A 14,738-nucleotide genomic window follows, 5' to 3' on the forward strand; every position below is an offset into this window, starting at 1 on the left:
GCGCAGTCGATCTGGAAAGACGCTGCCAGCTCAGCTCAGGAAGAAAATACTTCCGGCCGTTGCTGCACAGTCCCGTTGTATCTGCGCGATTGCTGCCACGCCAGCTGTGCCTGAACGTCTGCGGCAGCCTGCAAGACTTTCTGCGCCCAGTTCTCATCTTGCGGATTGACTACGACCACGCGAAATCCGTAATCACGGCCTTCAATTTGAACGCCTTCGGAATCATCGACATGCAAGTCGATATCGAAAGCTGGCGGAAATTTCGAAGGGGAGTTCGCGAGTCCACGGGCCTCAAGCGCACGGTTGTGCACAACGCTGTTGACTACGCCGTCAACGTGGATCCCGTACAACATCAGCCAGCGGCGGATGTAAGCCGGTGTCCGCCCGGACGACGTGTACACCCAGATGCTGCAGCCCTGGCGACGCAACTCTCGAGTCAGCGAGCGTGTGCCGAGGCGCAGCGGCTCACCCAGCAAACGGTGAACAAAGGCTGGCAGTCGGCTTGGCTCGACGTCGCAGTGGTCCAGTTGGCAGGCCAGCGTGTCATCGATATCAAAGGAGATACGCACGCGCGGCGCTTGGCGCCGCAGCAGGCCGCGCTGAACGGCTTCACCGGCACGGCTGATCGAGTTTTGGCATTTGCTGAACATTGAAGAGTTCATCAATGGCCCCCTTGGTAGACGGGCAGGGGCGTGTCTTTGAGAAAAAACTTCATCGGGTCAGGTGCCTGTTCTTCCAGGAAATGTGCGTATTTTTTCTTGATCTTGGGCAGCTCGTATAACGCCTTCACACCATGTTTGGCAGAGTTGCGTATCACCGAGGACGGGTTGAAGTAACCCTCGGCGTTTTCCAGGCTCAACACGAACGGCGGCAAACCTGCGCGCATGAGCAAGTAGCTGACGATGAGCGAGCCGCTTCGGTTATTGCCTTCGATGAACAGTTGCGGCTTGCTGAGGATTCGCACATAGACACCGGCCGCGCGCTTCCAGACGGATTCGCTGTGATACGCGCAGTACCAGTTGTACAAATCCTTTATCCCGCCCTCGACGTTGTTGAAGAAGTGCTCTTCGGTCGCAATCAGGTGCTGGGCATATTCCAGTCGACGCGCAGGATCTCGCCCGCAGAGAACGGTGGCGTTGATCTCCAGCATTAGATTGAGCTGTTGCAAGTCAAACAGGTCGACGCCACGTGCGACATAGTCGTCAACCAGTGCATAGCCTTCCAGCATGTTGTGCAGCACCTCGTCCGTCAGGGGATCGCGCGGCTCGGTAAAGTGCTGGCTGAGCGCGGCAAAGCGGCTCTGCACTTCTCGCAAAGCGCGTTCAATCGCTGGCAAATCAAGACGACGTGTTGCAGACATTGGCTTTCCTGAATAACGCTGGGTACGAAGGTAATGCGACCGTAGACCGCCAGGGCCTGCCTCGCGGCATGCGGCCCTGGGCGGACGGGTGCTGATCAGCTGAACTTGCCGCTGATGTAATCGCCGGTCATTTGTTCGCGCGGGTTATCGAAGATCTGTGCAGTCGGGCCCATCTCGACCAGATAGCCGGTACGGGTGCCCTGGGAAATATCCACCGAGAAAAAGGCTGTGGTGTCCGCCACGCGAATGGCCTGTTGCATGTTGTGGGTGACCAGGGCGATGGTGTAATCCTTCTTCAGCTCGACCATCAATTCCTCGACCCGGCGGGTGGCGATCGGGTCGAGTGCCGAGCAGGGCTCATCCAGCAGCAGCACTTCGGGTTCGGTGGCGATGGCGCGGGCGATACACAGCCGTTGTTGCTGACCACCGGACAGCGACAGGCCGCTGACCTTGAGCTTGTCCTTGACCTCATCCCACAACGCGGCGCCTTGCAGGGCGTGTTTCACGCGATCGCCCAGATCGCCTTTGTAGCGATTGAGGCGCAGGCCGAAGGCGACGTTGTCGAAGATGCTCATCGAGAACGGGTTCGGCTGTTGAAACACCATGCCGATGTAGCGGCGCACGACCACAGGATCCACGCCCTTGCCATAAACGTCCTGCCCGAGGAAATGCACATGGCCTTCGAAGCGAAAGCCTTTGACCAGGTCATTCATGCGGTTGAGGCTGCGCAGCACAGTACTTTTGCCGCAGCCCGACGGACCGATAAAGCCGGTGATTTTGTTCTTTTCGATCGGCACGTGGCTGTCACGAACGGCCAGGAAATTACCGTAGAAAATCTTGTCCAGCTTGCAGTCCATGACCACAGGTTCCTGGGTGACAAACGGAGCGGCTATTTGCGCAGATGATACGTTCAAGATTCAGGTGCTCCCGTTATCAATACTTGGGCTTGCCGAAGATACGGCTGACAATGTTCACGACCAATACGATCATCACCAACACCAGCGAGGCCGCCCATGCGAGCTCGAGCTGGTTGTCAAACGGCATGCCGGAGAAGTTGTAAATCAGCACGGCAAGCGATGCCGTCGGATTCATGACCTCCAGGCTGCCTTCATGGAAGATCCAGTAATTGCTGAACAGCGCGGTAAACAGCAGAGGTGCGGTTTCGCCGGCGGCGCGTGCCACGGCCAGCATGACGCCAGTCAGGATGGCCGGCATGCCGGTAGGCAAAACGATTTTCCAGATCACCTGCGAGCGGGTGCAGCCCATGCCGTAGGCGGCGTCCTTCATGACTTTGGGCACCATGCGCATCGACTCTTCAGCGGTGAGCACAACGATCGGCAGCATCAGTACCGCCAGTGCAACGCCACCGGCCGGTGCGGAGTAGGTCCCCGTCGTCATCACCACCAGCGCGTAGGCGAACACCCCCGCCAGAATCGACGGCAGGCCAGTAAGCATCTTGGCGGCAAAGCGTGAAGCGTTTGCCAGCTTGCTGTCCGGGCCGAGTTCGGCGAGAAAGATCGCCGCCATGATGCCGACCGGCACCGCGATCGCTGCGGCGATGCCGACCATGACAAAAGTGCCCGCCATCGCGTTGCCGAAACCGCCGCCCGTTTCGAAGCCGGTCGGTGGCAGCTCGGTGAAGACTTCCAGGCTCAGGCGAGCACCGCCGCGCATGATCAGCATGTAAAGCACGGAAATCAGCGGCACGCTGGCCAACAGAGCGCCAGCCCAGACCAGCGTAGTCAGCACCAGACTGCGCAGGGCGCGGCCTTCAAACTTGCGCTGCAGGCTTGGCATGGCGGTGATAGGGGAGGTGAGGTTAGTCATTATTTGGTACCACGTTGGGCATAAACCATGATCATGGAACCGAGGATGTTCACCAGCAGCGTGATCACCATCAGCACCAGCGCGGCGTACATCAACACTTCGATTTCGTTGGGGCCGGCTTCGGGGAAGTTCAGCGCCAGCAGGGCCGCCAGCGTGTTGGCCGGAGCGAACAAGGAAAGCGAAATATTGTTCGCGTTACCGACAAGCATGGCCAGGGCCATGGTCTCACCCAGCGCTCGACCCAGACCCAGAACCAGGGAGCCGAAAATGCCGGTGGCGGCGGAAGGCACCATGACCTTGAGAATCGCTTCCCAGTGGGTGGTCCCCATGCCGTACGCGGCCTGTTTGGTTTTCATCGGCACGCCGGTAAGAGCGTCCTGGGAAACGGCGGCGATGGTCGGCAGAATCATGATGGCCAGTACCAACGCGGCCGGGAGCAAACCCGGACCGCTCAGGGACGTGCCGAAAAAAGGAATCCAGCCCAGTTCAGAGTTCAACCAGGTAGTCAGCGGCCGAATGGCTGGTATCACCACGTAAATCCCCCACAGGCCGTAAACGACGCTGGGGATTGCCGCGAGTAATTCGACGATGGTGCGAAACACGGCTGCCAGTTTCGCCGGCAGGAAATCCTGAGTCAGGAAGATCGCCATGCTGACGCCGAAAAAGCCTGCGATCAACAATGCGATGAAGGCGCTGTAAAGCGTGCCCCAAATGGCCGGCAGAATGCCGTACTTGCCTTGGTTAACGTCCCACACGCTGCCGAACAGCACGTCGAAACCGTGCTTCTCCATGCCTGGAAGCGCCTTGCGTCCCACCTCGAACACCAGGGCAAATACCACGGCCAGAATCAGTATCACTCCAATTCGCGCAAGCGCACGAAAGGTGCGATCAACCATGAAATCCTTGGTAGAGGGTGGTTGGCAGGCGGAGTCCGGGTTAACCGGTACGACAAAAGGTTGGTTCATGGGCTGATTCCGGAACAAGGGAGAAAACTCTCCCGGCGTGGCTGACAGCCCACACCGAGAGCGGCCTCACGAGCGTTACTGGATGTTGGCGGAAGCTTTGCGAACCTGGTCGACAACCGATGGCGGCAGCGGGATGTAGCCCATCGAGTCGGCGATTTTCTGACCTTCGGTCAGGCTGTACTCGACCATTTCACGCATGGCTTTGGCCTTGGCCGGGTTCTCGTTTTTCTTGCGGAAGATCATCCAGGTGTAGGAAGTGATCGGGTACGACTTGGCGCCGTCCGGATCCGGCAACCAGGCCACCAGGCTTTCCGGCATTTTCACCGCGGCCAGAGCTTCGGCACCGCTTTCTGCGTTAGGCACTACGTAATGACCGGCCTTGTTCTGCAACTGGGCGAAGTCAACCTTGGCCAGTTTGGCGAAGCCGTATTCGATGTAGCCGATCGCGCCCGGGGTCTGGCGTACGGTGGCGGTCACACCATCGTTCTTCGGCGATTTGATGAATTTGTCGCTGGCTGGCCAGTTGACGGTGTTGCCTTCACCCAGCGCAGTTTTGAACTCTGGATTGATGGTTGCAACGTGCTTGGTGAACACCGCAGTGGTACCGCTGGAATCTGCACGCACCACAACCGTGATCGGCATATCGGGCAGTTTCAGCTCCGGGTTGGCCGCGACGATCTGCGGGTCATTCCATTTGGTGATCTTGCCGAGGAAGATGTTGGAGTAAACGTCGCGTGGCAGTTTCAAACCTTTAGGACTGCCTGGCAGGTTGTAGGCCAGGACGATCTCGCCCGCGGTCATTGGCAGCAGTTGCGCGCCCTCGGCAACCTTGGCGATGTCTTCGTCTTTCATGGCCGAGTCACTGGCGGCGAAGTCGACGGTTTTGTTCAGGAAGTCCTGTACACCCGCGCCGCTGCCCTTGGATTGGTAATCCACGGTGACGCCAGCGGTTTTCTTGCTGAAATCCTTGAACCAGGTCAGGTAGATCGGGGCCGGAAAACTGGCGCCGGAGCCAGTCAGGCGCACGCTTTCTGCGGCGAAAGACACTGAGGTGGCACAAAGAGAAACCGTAATGGCCAGCGCTGCAGACTTCATCAAACTTTTCATCGAAGGAGTTCCATGTGATAACGGGCTCCCGAACTTTGCAACATTCTTGTTACGGTTTTATGAATGCGCAGTGTGCGTCGACCGAAGTCTTCGGTGGGGTCTCACAGTGGTCCAATTGCGAGGGCGGATCAGCCTTGAGCTTGCAGTCACTCAACCAGGCATTGACGCGGTCCGTGGTCTCGTTGACGGGTCGAGGCGCGGCACAAACTTGCGAACATCATCGCCACCCAGCGACGCATCTGCTGCCGGCGATCCGGTGAGGAAACCTTTGCCCAGCGGACTGAACGGGTTTCTATGTACTTTGGTAACCCCGGGGTAGGGATTTTCCTACTCTCAAACTGCAATCCCTACAGGAAAATAGGGAAGCTCTGATTGGTGCATTGCTGTTATTTAGCCACTATCTCTCCATGCAACGGAAAAGCTGCACGCCCTCTCCTGGGACTACGCACATTCCGACCGACCCAGCTTGCGCTGGTGTGGAGAGACCAAGTGAAAGGACAGACGATTTCCCCCCCTGCTGTCTTGACGCTGCTGCCTGCGGGTTTAAGTGGCGTCTTGGGTTTTGCCGCCATCCTGATCAACAGTGATCTTACATCATCTTGGTGAGTCAATTGCTGGAAGGACGTTTGACGAAGTTCTGTTTCGGTGTAGCCGAGCATCTGGCAGAGCATCTGGTTTGCGGCGACCCATTCGCCACTCATTCTTAGCAAGGCCAGCCCCGTGCCCGCGGCGTCGAATGCCAGGCGATAATCCTCCACGGCGAGCCTTGCAGACCCAATTTGACGGATTTTTGTAATGAATGTTGCTCGTTGGATGCTGTACTCGAGCCTGACGCTCAAAGCTTGGCCACTGCTTGAGATAATTTCAAAGTGGCAATAGCCCTTCAGCTTTGCCTGGTTGAGATGAGTTTCGAAAGTCAGCGGTACGAGGGCGAATAAACAGGCTGGGGATAGGCTGGCAGAAAGTTCTCCCACGCCTAGCAGTGCTTCGGCGCAATTGTCTATTGCGAGTATCGCTCCTTGACCGTCCAGCAGCAAAACACCGGTTTCTTCAACGTCTTCTGTGAATGCTCTCGCTTTCGCGGTGGCCGTGTCCAATAGCCTTACTCCCTTCTGAGCCGACCCAGAGCATAGCGTAAGACTTATGTAACAGCATGGGTTGTTCGACTATGGTCATATGGCTCTCAGCGAGCTTTTGATGGGTGTTTATCCTCATACCTTTTTTCGCAAGCTTCATCTGACCGAAGGTCCGAGGAGAGCTTGGACAAGCACCTGAAATGAGAGCAGTATGATGTCACATTGGTATCACTCTATTGGTGTGACGTATTGGCCGTATCGATGAAACAAGTCGCCACCAAAAGAACCAGCCTGCGCAGATGGATCTGGCGCGCTTTTGTTACTACGAGTCTATTGCCTCTTGTTCTGGTTGAGGGCGTACTGCTCGCCTCCTACTTCATCAGCAATCAATCCATACGCAATTCCCAAATCGAGCACCTGCACCAAAGCGCGACGCGGGATATTCAGGTTTCAGTTCAACAGAACGCCCTATTAGTTCAAGGGCAACTTGAACAAATTCGCAAGGCGATAAAGCTATACGCGAAGGCGACTGAGAATGAGCTATCGGAAAATTTGCTACCTTCGGCTGCCCAGCTTGAGATTAGCGCAGAGGGTGTTCGCTATAGCGCAGTGGATGATGGTGCTTCAGCTTCATTTTATTCAAATGTTACACCGCTCGAAAAACAGGATCTTTATAAAGTATCACGTCTAGCCAATCAAGACTTTATGATGCAGCAGTTGAAAAATGAAGACCCTTTGATTGCCAGTATTTATTTTAATAGCTGGGATAGCTACAATCGAATATACCCTTGGTTTAATACATTGCAGCAATATCCACATGACATGGATATCCCCAAGTTTAACTTTTACTATCTGGCAGACGCTAAGCACAATCCCGAGCGTGAGGTTGTATGGACTGATGTATACCTGGACCCCGCAGGAAATGGTTGGCTGATGTCTGCAATTGCACCTGTTTATTCTGGGGAGAAACTGGAGGGCGTAGCGGGTGTAGATGTAACAGTCGATGGAATATTGAAACGTATCGAAAATTTGCAAGTGCCATGGAATGGCTATTTGATGTTGGTCAGTGAAAAACTCAATGTAATGGCCGTGCCATTGGCGGGTCAACGCGATTTTTCCTTGCAGAAACTCGAAAGTTTAGCTCCAGGCGAGTTGGTGGCTCAGGAGCGGTTGCAGTCTTCCGACTTCAATATTGCCAGTCATCCCGGCCTGAGCGCTCTTTCTGAGAGATTGCCCAAATTGGATAAGGGACTCGTCACGATGACGCTCAACGGGCGTCCTCATTTAGTTGCGTGGAGTAATATTCCTTCAACAGGCTGGCACCTTCTTGCTGTAGTAGATGAAGCGGCAGTGATGGAAGAAACAAACATGCTCGCTAATCATTACCGTCAAATTGGCTATTGGATGATTGCTGGGTTAGTGCTGTTCTACGCTATGTTCTTTGCCTTTATGTGGTGGCGAGCGCGTGCGCTTAGCCATCAGCTTCATTCCCCCGTGCTAGGGGTTTCCCGAATGATGCGGGAGATTGGCCAAGGCAATGGGCACCCTGTCGGCACCCCCTCCGACATCGAGGAGTTGTGGTCCATGTCCAACCAGGCACTGGGCATGGGCAGGCAGTTAGCTGAAGCGGAATCCAGACGCAGATCTACCCAGCAGCGACTGGAGTTGGTCATGGAAAGTTTCGCAGAGGGGCTATGGGAGTACTCCCCAAATACCGGGCGTTTTATTCTCAAGGGTGCGCTGTGTTTGCGTTTCGGTTTTTCATCAAATGATGTGCCGATGGAGTTACTACTGGAAAAGATCCATATTGAAGATCGAGAGACCTTCACCCAATTTCTAGTGGCTGCTCAGGGTAGCGACAGCGTAGCCGTTGAAGTCGAATTCCGGATAAAGGGGGTCCAGGGTGAGTTGATCTGGATCCTGTGCCGTGGCCGTACGCTGGCGCCTTCCCACCCCGAGGGCTTCAGGGGTGTAGTAGTTGCTTGTGTGGACATTACGACCCTCAAGAGAACCCAGTTGGATTTGCGGGGGAAGACCTTGGAGGCCGAATCAGCGAGCAGCGCCAAATCCAAGTTTATTTCCAGCATGAGTCACGAACTACGTACTCCCTTGAATGCTATTTATGGGTTTGCCCAGTTGGGGCTCATGCAGGCCCCGGTTGATTCGTTGCAGCATACCGCTAACCTGGATGAGATCATTGGGGCCAGTGAACACTTGATGCAGTTGGTTGACGATCTCCTCGACCTTTCCAGCTTACAGGCTGACAAGACGTTGCTGGGGCTGAAGCCGATACCAGTCCAGGCCTTATTGCAGAGTTGTGCCGATATGGTTCATCAGCAAGCACTGGGCCATAATCAGACGCTGCATATTGAAGAGGTGCCGGATCATTGGGAGGTGTGGGCGGATAAACGACGGCTCAAGCAAGTGCTCATAAACCTGTTGTCCAATGCCATCAAATATAATCGGCCTCATGGGAGTATTACACTCGGTGCGCGTGCAAATGATGATGGGTCATGCTTGCAGCTTTATGTAATAGATACTGGTATAGGCATCAGTGCGGTGCTGCAGAATGAACTCTTTACTCCTTTTCAGCGGCTAGGCAAGGAGAACTCATCAATTCAGGGAACTGGCATTGGTTTGGCGCTCTGCCGTGATCTGGCGCACTTGATGCACGGAAGTATGGGCTTCAAAAGTGAACTGGGTGAGGGCAGTACCTTCTGGATCGAATTATGTTCGGCTGAACACTCTATGCCCGTTGATGCGGCAACCAGTTCACAGCCGTCAACCTTGCCCAAAGTGTTGTTGGTGAGCGATAACCTTGAGCAAGGCGAGTTGATTAATGATGCGTTAGCCGGTTATGCAGAGGTGGAGCTTGTCGGCACGCTGCTACAAGCTGAACTTAGCCTGCAGGGTTCGTCGGTGAAAGTATTAATAACAGCGACGCAAGATTCAGTCGCCGTATTGAATGCGTTTATAAAAAGACTCCGAAAAAATGCTGCGCCAGGTGTGATGTCGATCATCGTTGTGGACTCAGGCAGAGATGAAGAAGTAACAAGACAGCTTGATTGTCAGGCCTTACTAGCGATTCCAATGGAACCGCTAAGCGTTCGTCGAGTAGTTCTGGCGATTACAATGGGAGTACCGAATTTATGTTTTCCAAAATAAAAGCTGAAAGCAAGATAATAATTATTGATGATGTGGCCACTAATCTACGCTTGCTCGATTCGTGTTTGCGAGCGTTTGGTCTTCAAAACATCACTACGTTTTCGAACCCGGCTGAAGGGCTGGATTGGTTGCTCTCCAATCATTGGGACTTGGTTCTACTGGATTTGGATATGCCGGCACCGGATGGGTTTGAAATTCTCGAGCGCCTGAAGGAACGCGACCGTACCGAGTCACCCATCATTATCGTAACGGCCCTGAATGACCCGAAAAATAGGCGCAAAGGTCTTGAAAGAGGTGCCAATGACTTCGTTTCCAAACCGATTGACTTGCCCGAGGTGTTACTCAGAGTGCGTAGTTGCCTGGAGTTGGCACAGGCGGCAAGGCTTCTACGCGACGCTAATAACGAACTTGAGCGAAAGGTGGTATTGCGCACCGCCCAATTGGCATCGAGCTATAAGGCAATCATCGGTAGTTTGAGCCGAGCAGCCAGTTATCGTGATAATGACACCGGTAGTCATATCAGTCGTATCGGGCAATCTGCCGCCATGCTGGCCAAAGCCATTGGGATGCCCCCGCAATGGTGTGAACTGATCCGTATGGCGGCACCGATGCATGATGTCGGAAAAATAGGAATAGAAGATGCTATTTTGCAAAAGCCTGGGGCTCTGACGCCTGCTGAGCGAGAAGTCATGCAGGAACATGCCCGAATTGGTTACGAGATTCTGCATGACCTAAATGGTTCACCTGTGACTGATCTCGCGGCAGAAATCGCCTTGGCTCATCACGAACGTTGGGATGGCACAGGCTACCCAAACGGGCTGGAGGGGGAGAACATTCCACTCTCAGCAAGAATCGTTGCTATCTGCGATGTCTATGACGCGTTGCGAATGACGCGACCCTACAAGGCAGCGTGGGATGTTGAGCGGTCAAGGCAGTTCATCATCGAGCAGTCTGGAAAGCAGTTTGATCCACTATTAGTAGATCTCTTCTGCAGTTTATTTGATGAGCTGGAACAGTTGCGATTGGTTAATCCTGATGACTCAACTGATAATTAAAACCATCACCTGACGGCTTTCAAGGCGACGCGAACGGAATAATCGCTTTTTACTGTGCATTTATCCCTTGGCTGGATTGTTAACGTCGCCCTCAAAACCGGTCTCATCAGACTCCGTCAGAGCGGCTGATCAGCGCACGCCAAATTTCAGCCAGATACGATAATGGCACTTTGTATATACAACGCTATGACGCCGAAGGTCTACTCAACTAAACTGGCGGCCAGCGCTCCTTCTACCAGCGCCGGTGAAACGCCATGATCGCTCATACACCCACGCTGTTTGCCTGCGTCGCGCTAGTGGCGACGATCATGGCTTTTTGTCTGATCCTGGTCGGACAATTCAGCCGGCGTGACGGTTTGCTAACCATCGGTTGTGGTTTGTTGGCCCATGCTCTGGCGTACGTCGGCTACACCTTGTACGGCCATGCACCGTTGTGGTTTACCTATGGCGCATCCAATACCCTGTTAGCGATAGCGCTGGCCTTTTATGGAGCCAGCGTGTTTCGGGTAGTGGAGTTGCCGGTCTCCTGGTGGCGGGTGTTCACGCCGGCGGCATTGATGCTGGTATTGATGGTCAGCTTGATCGACACCCTGGAACCGCGAATGCTCGCGGCCTCCGTTGTATTGATGTTGCAGTGCGCGTTGATCATCTACTGGACGCTGCGCTACGTCCCCAAACAAGGGCGGGCGCGCATGCTGTTGATCTTCGGTTCGAATATCAGCCTGATCGGCCTAGGCATGCGAGTGTTGGCCGTGTTAGGCGGAGGTGCTGCAGAGATGCGTTATGACGTGAGCAACCTCAAGCAAACCATCTCGGTCAGTATTGGTACGTTCTCCGCGATAATGATTTCCCTGGGCCTGGTGCTGTTGTCCAAGGAGCGCAGCGAGTCTCTTTTCCAGCACCTGGCACTGCGGGATGTGCTGACGGGCATTCTCAATCGGCGCGCCATCCTTGACCGGTTTTGCGCAGAACTGGAACGCGCACGCCGCGACGGCTCGTGGCTGGCGGTGGCCATGATCGACATCGATCACTTCAAACAGATCAATGACCAACATGGCCACCTGGCTGGGGATGAGGTGATCTGTCACTGCGCCAACCATTTCACCCGGCGACTTCGACGGTCCGACAGCATGGGTCGTTATGGTGGCGAAGAGTTTCTGGTATTGCTGCCTGATACCTGCCCGGAGGCAGCCATTGCGGTACTTGATGAACTGCGTGCCTCGCTGGCCGAGTCATCTGCCGCGTATGGCGATTCAACGATCGACCCGCGCATCAGCATCGGTGTTTGCTGTGTGATTCCCGACGAAGACGACACCACGGCCAGCCTGCTGGCCAGGGCGGATGCCGCTTTGTATGAAGCCAAAGGCCAGGGGCGCAATACGTTGCGCATGGCCCAGCCGGTTGTGCAACAGCCTGACAAACCGCTCGGCGCCGCTTCGGAAACACTCGGCGGCTGAGTTCAGTCAGCGCCCGTGGCTTTGTGGAACCGCCGAATACATCGCACGCGAATTTCACCCTTGGGTTTCATGCCGAGTTCGGCCAGAGTGCCGACGCGGGGAACGACTCGCTGTGCCTGTAAGTCTACCCGTAACCACTCATTGGTAAGGTACAGCGCAATGGATAAGACAATCACTGTGGATCAACTGGCGACCACGGACCTTAGATCGATCAACGAGATATGGCTCGGCGGGACTCACACCCAGCTATGCCTGTGGCGTGGCGAGCAAGTCTTCACCCACGAAATGCTCAGCGAGGGCACCCACGATCAGAATGTCCGACGCCTGTGCTTGCAGTTGGTCAACCCGGACGATCAGGCCGCAGTGGCCAGCGTTGAATTGATCGCGCGCGAACGGCTGCAAAAAATGGGAAAGGAGGGCGAGTTTTATCCGGCTGAGGAAGCGGACACTCATCTATAGTCGCCTCCCTGATCGCTGCACCAGCCTGGGTGTACTGCTCACGGTGGAACCCGGCAGTTGGGTTCTGCTGGGCAGCCAACTTTGCTGAGGCACTCCGGCAAAGGCGAAGGTCGGGCAGCAAACCTGCAACGCATCCACAAACACCTCAATTACAAAGCCTCATCCCGCTCCATTTCCACACTTGCCACAGACCGCAGCACCATCTGCTGCAACCCTTTGATTAACACTTCACCGCGCAACTCGCTGCTCAGTGGCCCAATGACCGCGCCATCCAGCATCGCCCGCACAACGCTCACCGCAATATCAAGGTCTTCCACCTGAAAGCATCGTCGCGTCACTCCGGCGGCAATAATGTCTTTCAGGATCCGGGCCTGTGTGTCGCGCATCCTTTTGATTTTCGCCTGTTGAGCGGGCTCCAGGCAGTAACCTTCGCGCATTGACAAGATGTGCCACTCGCGCCGTGGCAAGGCACACCGCAAGTACGCGCCAAGGTAGTGTCCCAACGCCGACCTAGAGTCGAAGCGGGCGAGGGGAGGTTTGCTGATGCAGTGGAGCAGGCGATACTCATGTTCTTCGATGAAGTCGAACAGCAGGCTTTGTTTGCTTTCGATGTAGTGATACAGCGAGCCGGCTTGTATACCGGCCTGCTCGGCCAGTTGACGCAGGCTCACGGCCTGAAAGCCCTCGTTGACGAACAGGCGCAGCGCGACGCTGCGAATGGCCTCTAATCTGGATAGGGCGGCAGTGGTTGTCGTAGTCATCATGGTTACCGTTGCCCGGCCACGAACGCGGCCGGGCAAAATCAGAAAGCACCGAACAAGTTCGTACTTAAAACATGGCCAGCGTGTAAGACATCACCAGTCGCGTCTGGTCCTGAGCGCCATCGCTGGGAACTCCACTTCGCAGCGCCGCGTTTCTGAGGCCGAAGCCCACGCCCTGAAAACTGCCGCTTTGAATGACGTAGTCGACGATAATGTCGCGCTCCCATTCCCGAGCGTCCGCGGCACCGGCTTGTTTGATGTGAGTGCCACGGTAGTAGCCAATGGATGCAGTCAGACCGGGCAGTCCTGAGGCGACGAAGTTATAGGAGTACATGCCGAACGCAGTGTCTTCTCCCGCCCGAAGGAAGCTTGAGGCGAACCTGTCCGTTGGCAGATAAGTACTGGCACCGGCGGCGCCTTCGCCGGTGCTCGCCTGATTCAACTGGGTGAAATTGCTGCCGGATGACACGCTTTGATAGCCAGCCACCAGCGAATGGCCGCCGACGTTATAAGTGAATATCGCCGCCCAGGTGTCGTTGTCTATTCGGCCGGGAACATCGCCATGGCCGCTGAGCGTGTAACCGGCGGCACGTCCCTGAGCACTGTTGTTTTGACCCTCTGCGCGGGTTCGGAAGTAACGCAGGTCCGTTTTGAATGTCTGCCCTTCGACAACGGGGAACAGGTGGGTCAAACCCATGAAGTCTTGATCGTAATAATTGTCGAGTTGGGCGCGGTAATACTGCAAGAGCAGCTGTTTATTGACTTGATAGTCGGCACCGGCAAAAGAGAAGTCGTCACTTTCGCGCCGTCCTCCGGCGACCGCCAGTCCGGAATCGTTGGATGAAGCTCGTCCGGTGGTTTTGGTAAGGCGTCCACCGACCAGGGTCAGGCTGTCGATGGCTTTGGAGGTGAGCATCGCGCCTTCGAACGTTTGCGGGAGCAGTCGGCCATCGTTGGACACCAGAATCGGCAGTTTGGGCTGCAGCGTACCGACCCTGAGCTCGGTGTTTGCAAACCTGGCCTTGGCGGTCAAGCCGAGTCGACTGTATTCGTCGACTGCCGATCCGTCGCTGTCATCGGGAAACATCGAACTGCCGCGATGATTACCCGCGCCGCCGTCGAGTCGCACGCCCAGGGTGCCAAAAGCATCCAGCCCGAAGCCCAACGCGCCGTCGGTGTAGCCCGACTTGAGGTCGAGCATCAAAGCATTACCCCATTCGCGCAGCTTGCTTTGACCTTGAGGACCTGGCTGATCCCGATAGTCGTTATTGAAGTAGAAGTTGCGTACGTTCAGCGTGCCGTGGTTGTCTGCGATGAAGTCTGCCAGTGCCGCATCGGGCCCGGCCAACAAGCAACCAAGGGTGGACAGCAATAGCGGTTTTATCGGGGAGGCTTGTGTCATTGTCATGGGCTCCTATTGAATTTTTTATTGTTGTTGTTCAGTCACGCAGGTTTTCTTCAGACGAGTTAATCCCGGCCCTGACAGTGACATCAGGGCGTCCCGGG

The 14,738-nt window shown here is 55.4% G+C and carries 13 protein-coding genes and 1 pseudogene; 4 read left to right on the top strand and 10 right to left on the bottom strand.

The window, feature by feature from the left end; all coding sequences use genetic code 11:
- Positions 1–35 precede the first annotated feature (35 nt).
- The 8 genes and pseudogenes from F8N12_RS01700 to F8N12_RS01730 all read right to left on the bottom strand — a co-directional run bounded on the left by F8N12_RS01700 (position 36) and on the right by F8N12_RS01730 (position 6,356).
- Positions 36–662 carry a hypothetical protein gene (locus F8N12_RS01700; protein WP_224787656.1) on the bottom strand — a complete coding sequence of 209 codons (627 nt, stop codon included), beginning with the start codon at positions 660–662 and terminating at the stop codon, positions 36–38.
- Positions 662–1,360 (bottom strand): hypothetical protein, encoded by a 699-nt coding sequence (locus tag F8N12_RS01705; RefSeq protein ID WP_150578869.1) that lies wholly within the window; start codon positions 1,358–1,360, stop codon positions 662–664. Before F8N12_RS01705 ends, F8N12_RS01700 begins: the two co-directional genes overlap by 1 nt.
- A 95-nt stretch (positions 1,361–1,455) precedes the next feature.
- Positions 1,456–2,217 (bottom strand): phosphate ABC transporter ATP-binding protein PstB, encoded by a 762-nt coding sequence (gene pstB / locus F8N12_RS01710; RefSeq protein ID WP_050483139.1) that lies wholly within the window; start codon positions 2,215–2,217, stop codon positions 1,456–1,458.
- Positions 2,218–2,293: 76 nt separating this feature from the next.
- Positions 2,294–3,187 carry a phosphate ABC transporter permease PstA gene (gene pstA, locus F8N12_RS01715; RefSeq protein WP_150578870.1) on the bottom strand — a complete coding sequence of 298 codons (894 nt, stop codon included), beginning with the start codon at positions 3,185–3,187 and terminating at the stop codon, positions 2,294–2,296.
- Positions 3,187–4,152 (bottom strand): phosphate ABC transporter permease subunit PstC, encoded by a 966-nt coding sequence (gene pstC, locus F8N12_RS01720; RefSeq protein ID WP_150578871.1) that lies wholly within the window; start codon positions 4,150–4,152, stop codon positions 3,187–3,189. The genes pstA and pstC overlap by 1 nt, the downstream gene beginning before the upstream one ends.
- A gap of 75 nt (positions 4,153–4,227) precedes the next feature.
- A complete protein-coding gene (pstS, locus tag F8N12_RS01725; protein ID WP_150578872.1) occupies positions 4,228–5,259 on the bottom strand; it encodes a phosphate ABC transporter substrate-binding protein PstS in 1,032 nt (343 codons plus the stop codon).
- 183 nt (positions 5,260–5,442) lie between these two features.
- Positions 5,443–5,547 (bottom strand): annotated as a pseudogene (locus tag F8N12_RS28165) (aldo/keto reductase); the annotation flags it as partial.
- Positions 5,548–5,645: 98 nt separating this feature from the next.
- On the bottom strand, positions 5,646–6,356 hold the full coding sequence (locus tag F8N12_RS01730; protein WP_191623093.1) for a PAS domain S-box protein: 711 nt from the start codon (positions 6,354–6,356) through the stop codon (positions 5,646–5,648).
- Between the two features lie 240 nt (positions 6,357–6,596).
- Between F8N12_RS01730 and F8N12_RS01735 the strand changes: the two genes are divergently transcribed.
- The 4 genes from F8N12_RS01735 to F8N12_RS01750 all read left to right on the top strand — a co-directional run bounded on the left by F8N12_RS01735 (position 6,597) and on the right by F8N12_RS01750 (position 12,471).
- On the top strand, positions 6,597–9,500 hold the full coding sequence (locus F8N12_RS01735; protein ID WP_150578874.1) for an ATP-binding protein: 2,904 nt from the start codon (positions 6,597–6,599) through the stop codon (positions 9,498–9,500).
- Positions 9,485–10,555 (top strand): HD domain-containing phosphohydrolase, encoded by a 1,071-nt coding sequence (locus F8N12_RS01740; RefSeq protein WP_150578875.1) that lies wholly within the window; start codon positions 9,485–9,487, stop codon positions 10,553–10,555. Before F8N12_RS01735 ends, F8N12_RS01740 begins: the two co-directional genes overlap by 16 nt.
- A gap of 254 nt (positions 10,556–10,809) precedes the next feature.
- Positions 10,810–12,012, top strand: a complete 1,203-nt coding sequence (locus F8N12_RS01745) for a GGDEF domain-containing protein (protein WP_150578876.1) — start codon at positions 10,810–10,812, stop codon at positions 12,010–12,012.
- Between the two features lie 159 nt (positions 12,013–12,171).
- Complete coding sequence (locus tag F8N12_RS01750) at positions 12,172–12,471, top strand: hypothetical protein (protein WP_150578877.1); 300 nt, start codon at positions 12,172–12,174, stop codon at positions 12,469–12,471.
- Positions 12,472–12,620: 149 nt separating this feature from the next.
- Here the strand turns inward: F8N12_RS01750 and F8N12_RS01755 are convergent, their stop codons facing one another.
- Positions 12,621–13,271 carry a TetR/AcrR family transcriptional regulator gene (locus F8N12_RS01755; RefSeq protein ID WP_150578878.1) on the bottom strand — a complete coding sequence of 217 codons (651 nt, stop codon included), beginning with the start codon at positions 13,269–13,271 and terminating at the stop codon, positions 12,621–12,623.
- A gap of 28 nt (positions 13,272–13,299) precedes the next feature.
- Complete coding sequence (locus F8N12_RS01760) at positions 13,300–14,634, bottom strand: OprD family porin (RefSeq protein ID WP_150578879.1); 1,335 nt, start codon at positions 14,632–14,634, stop codon at positions 13,300–13,302.
- Between the last annotated feature and the right edge of the window lie 104 nt (positions 14,635–14,738).

The organism is Pseudomonas fluorescens (assembly GCF_902497625.1).
In the GTDB taxonomy this organism is placed as follows: Bacteria; Pseudomonadota; Gammaproteobacteria; order Pseudomonadales; family Pseudomonadaceae; genus Aquipseudomonas; species Aquipseudomonas fluorescens_BQ.

Coding starts and splice junctions, on each gene's coding strand:
- F8N12_RS01750 (WP_150578877.1), top strand. CDS start 12,172: ATGGATAAGACAATCACTGTGGATCAACTGGCGACCACGGACCTTAGA.
- F8N12_RS01735 (WP_150578874.1), top strand. CDS start 6,597: ATGAAACAAGTCGCCACCAAAAGAACCAGCCTGCGCAGATGGATCTGG.
- F8N12_RS01740 (WP_150578875.1), top strand. CDS start 9,485: ATGTTTTCCAAAATAAAAGCTGAAAGCAAGATAATAATTATTGATGAT.
- pstC (WP_150578871.1), bottom strand. CDS start 4,152: ATGAACCAACCTTTTGTCGTACCGGTTAACCCGGACTCCGCCTGCCAA.
- F8N12_RS01745 (WP_150578876.1), top strand. CDS start 10,810: ATGATCGCTCATACACCCACGCTGTTTGCCTGCGTCGCGCTAGTGGCG.
- F8N12_RS01700 (WP_224787656.1), bottom strand. CDS start 662: ATGAACTCTTCAATGTTCAGCAAATGCCAAAACTCGATCAGCCGTGCC.
- F8N12_RS01705 (WP_150578869.1), bottom strand. CDS start 1,360: ATGTCTGCAACACGTCGTCTTGATTTGCCAGCGATTGAACGCGCTTTG.
- pstS (WP_150578872.1), bottom strand. CDS start 5,259: ATGAAAAGTTTGATGAAGTCTGCAGCGCTGGCCATTACGGTTTCTCTT.
- pstB (WP_050483139.1), bottom strand. CDS start 2,217: ATGGACTGCAAGCTGGACAAGATTTTCTACGGTAATTTCCTGGCCGTT.
- F8N12_RS01760 (WP_150578879.1), bottom strand. CDS start 14,634: ATGACACAAGCCTCCCCGATAAAACCGCTATTGCTGTCCACCCTTGGT.
- pstA (WP_150578870.1), bottom strand. CDS start 3,187: ATGACTAACCTCACCTCCCCTATCACCGCCATGCCAAGCCTGCAGCGC.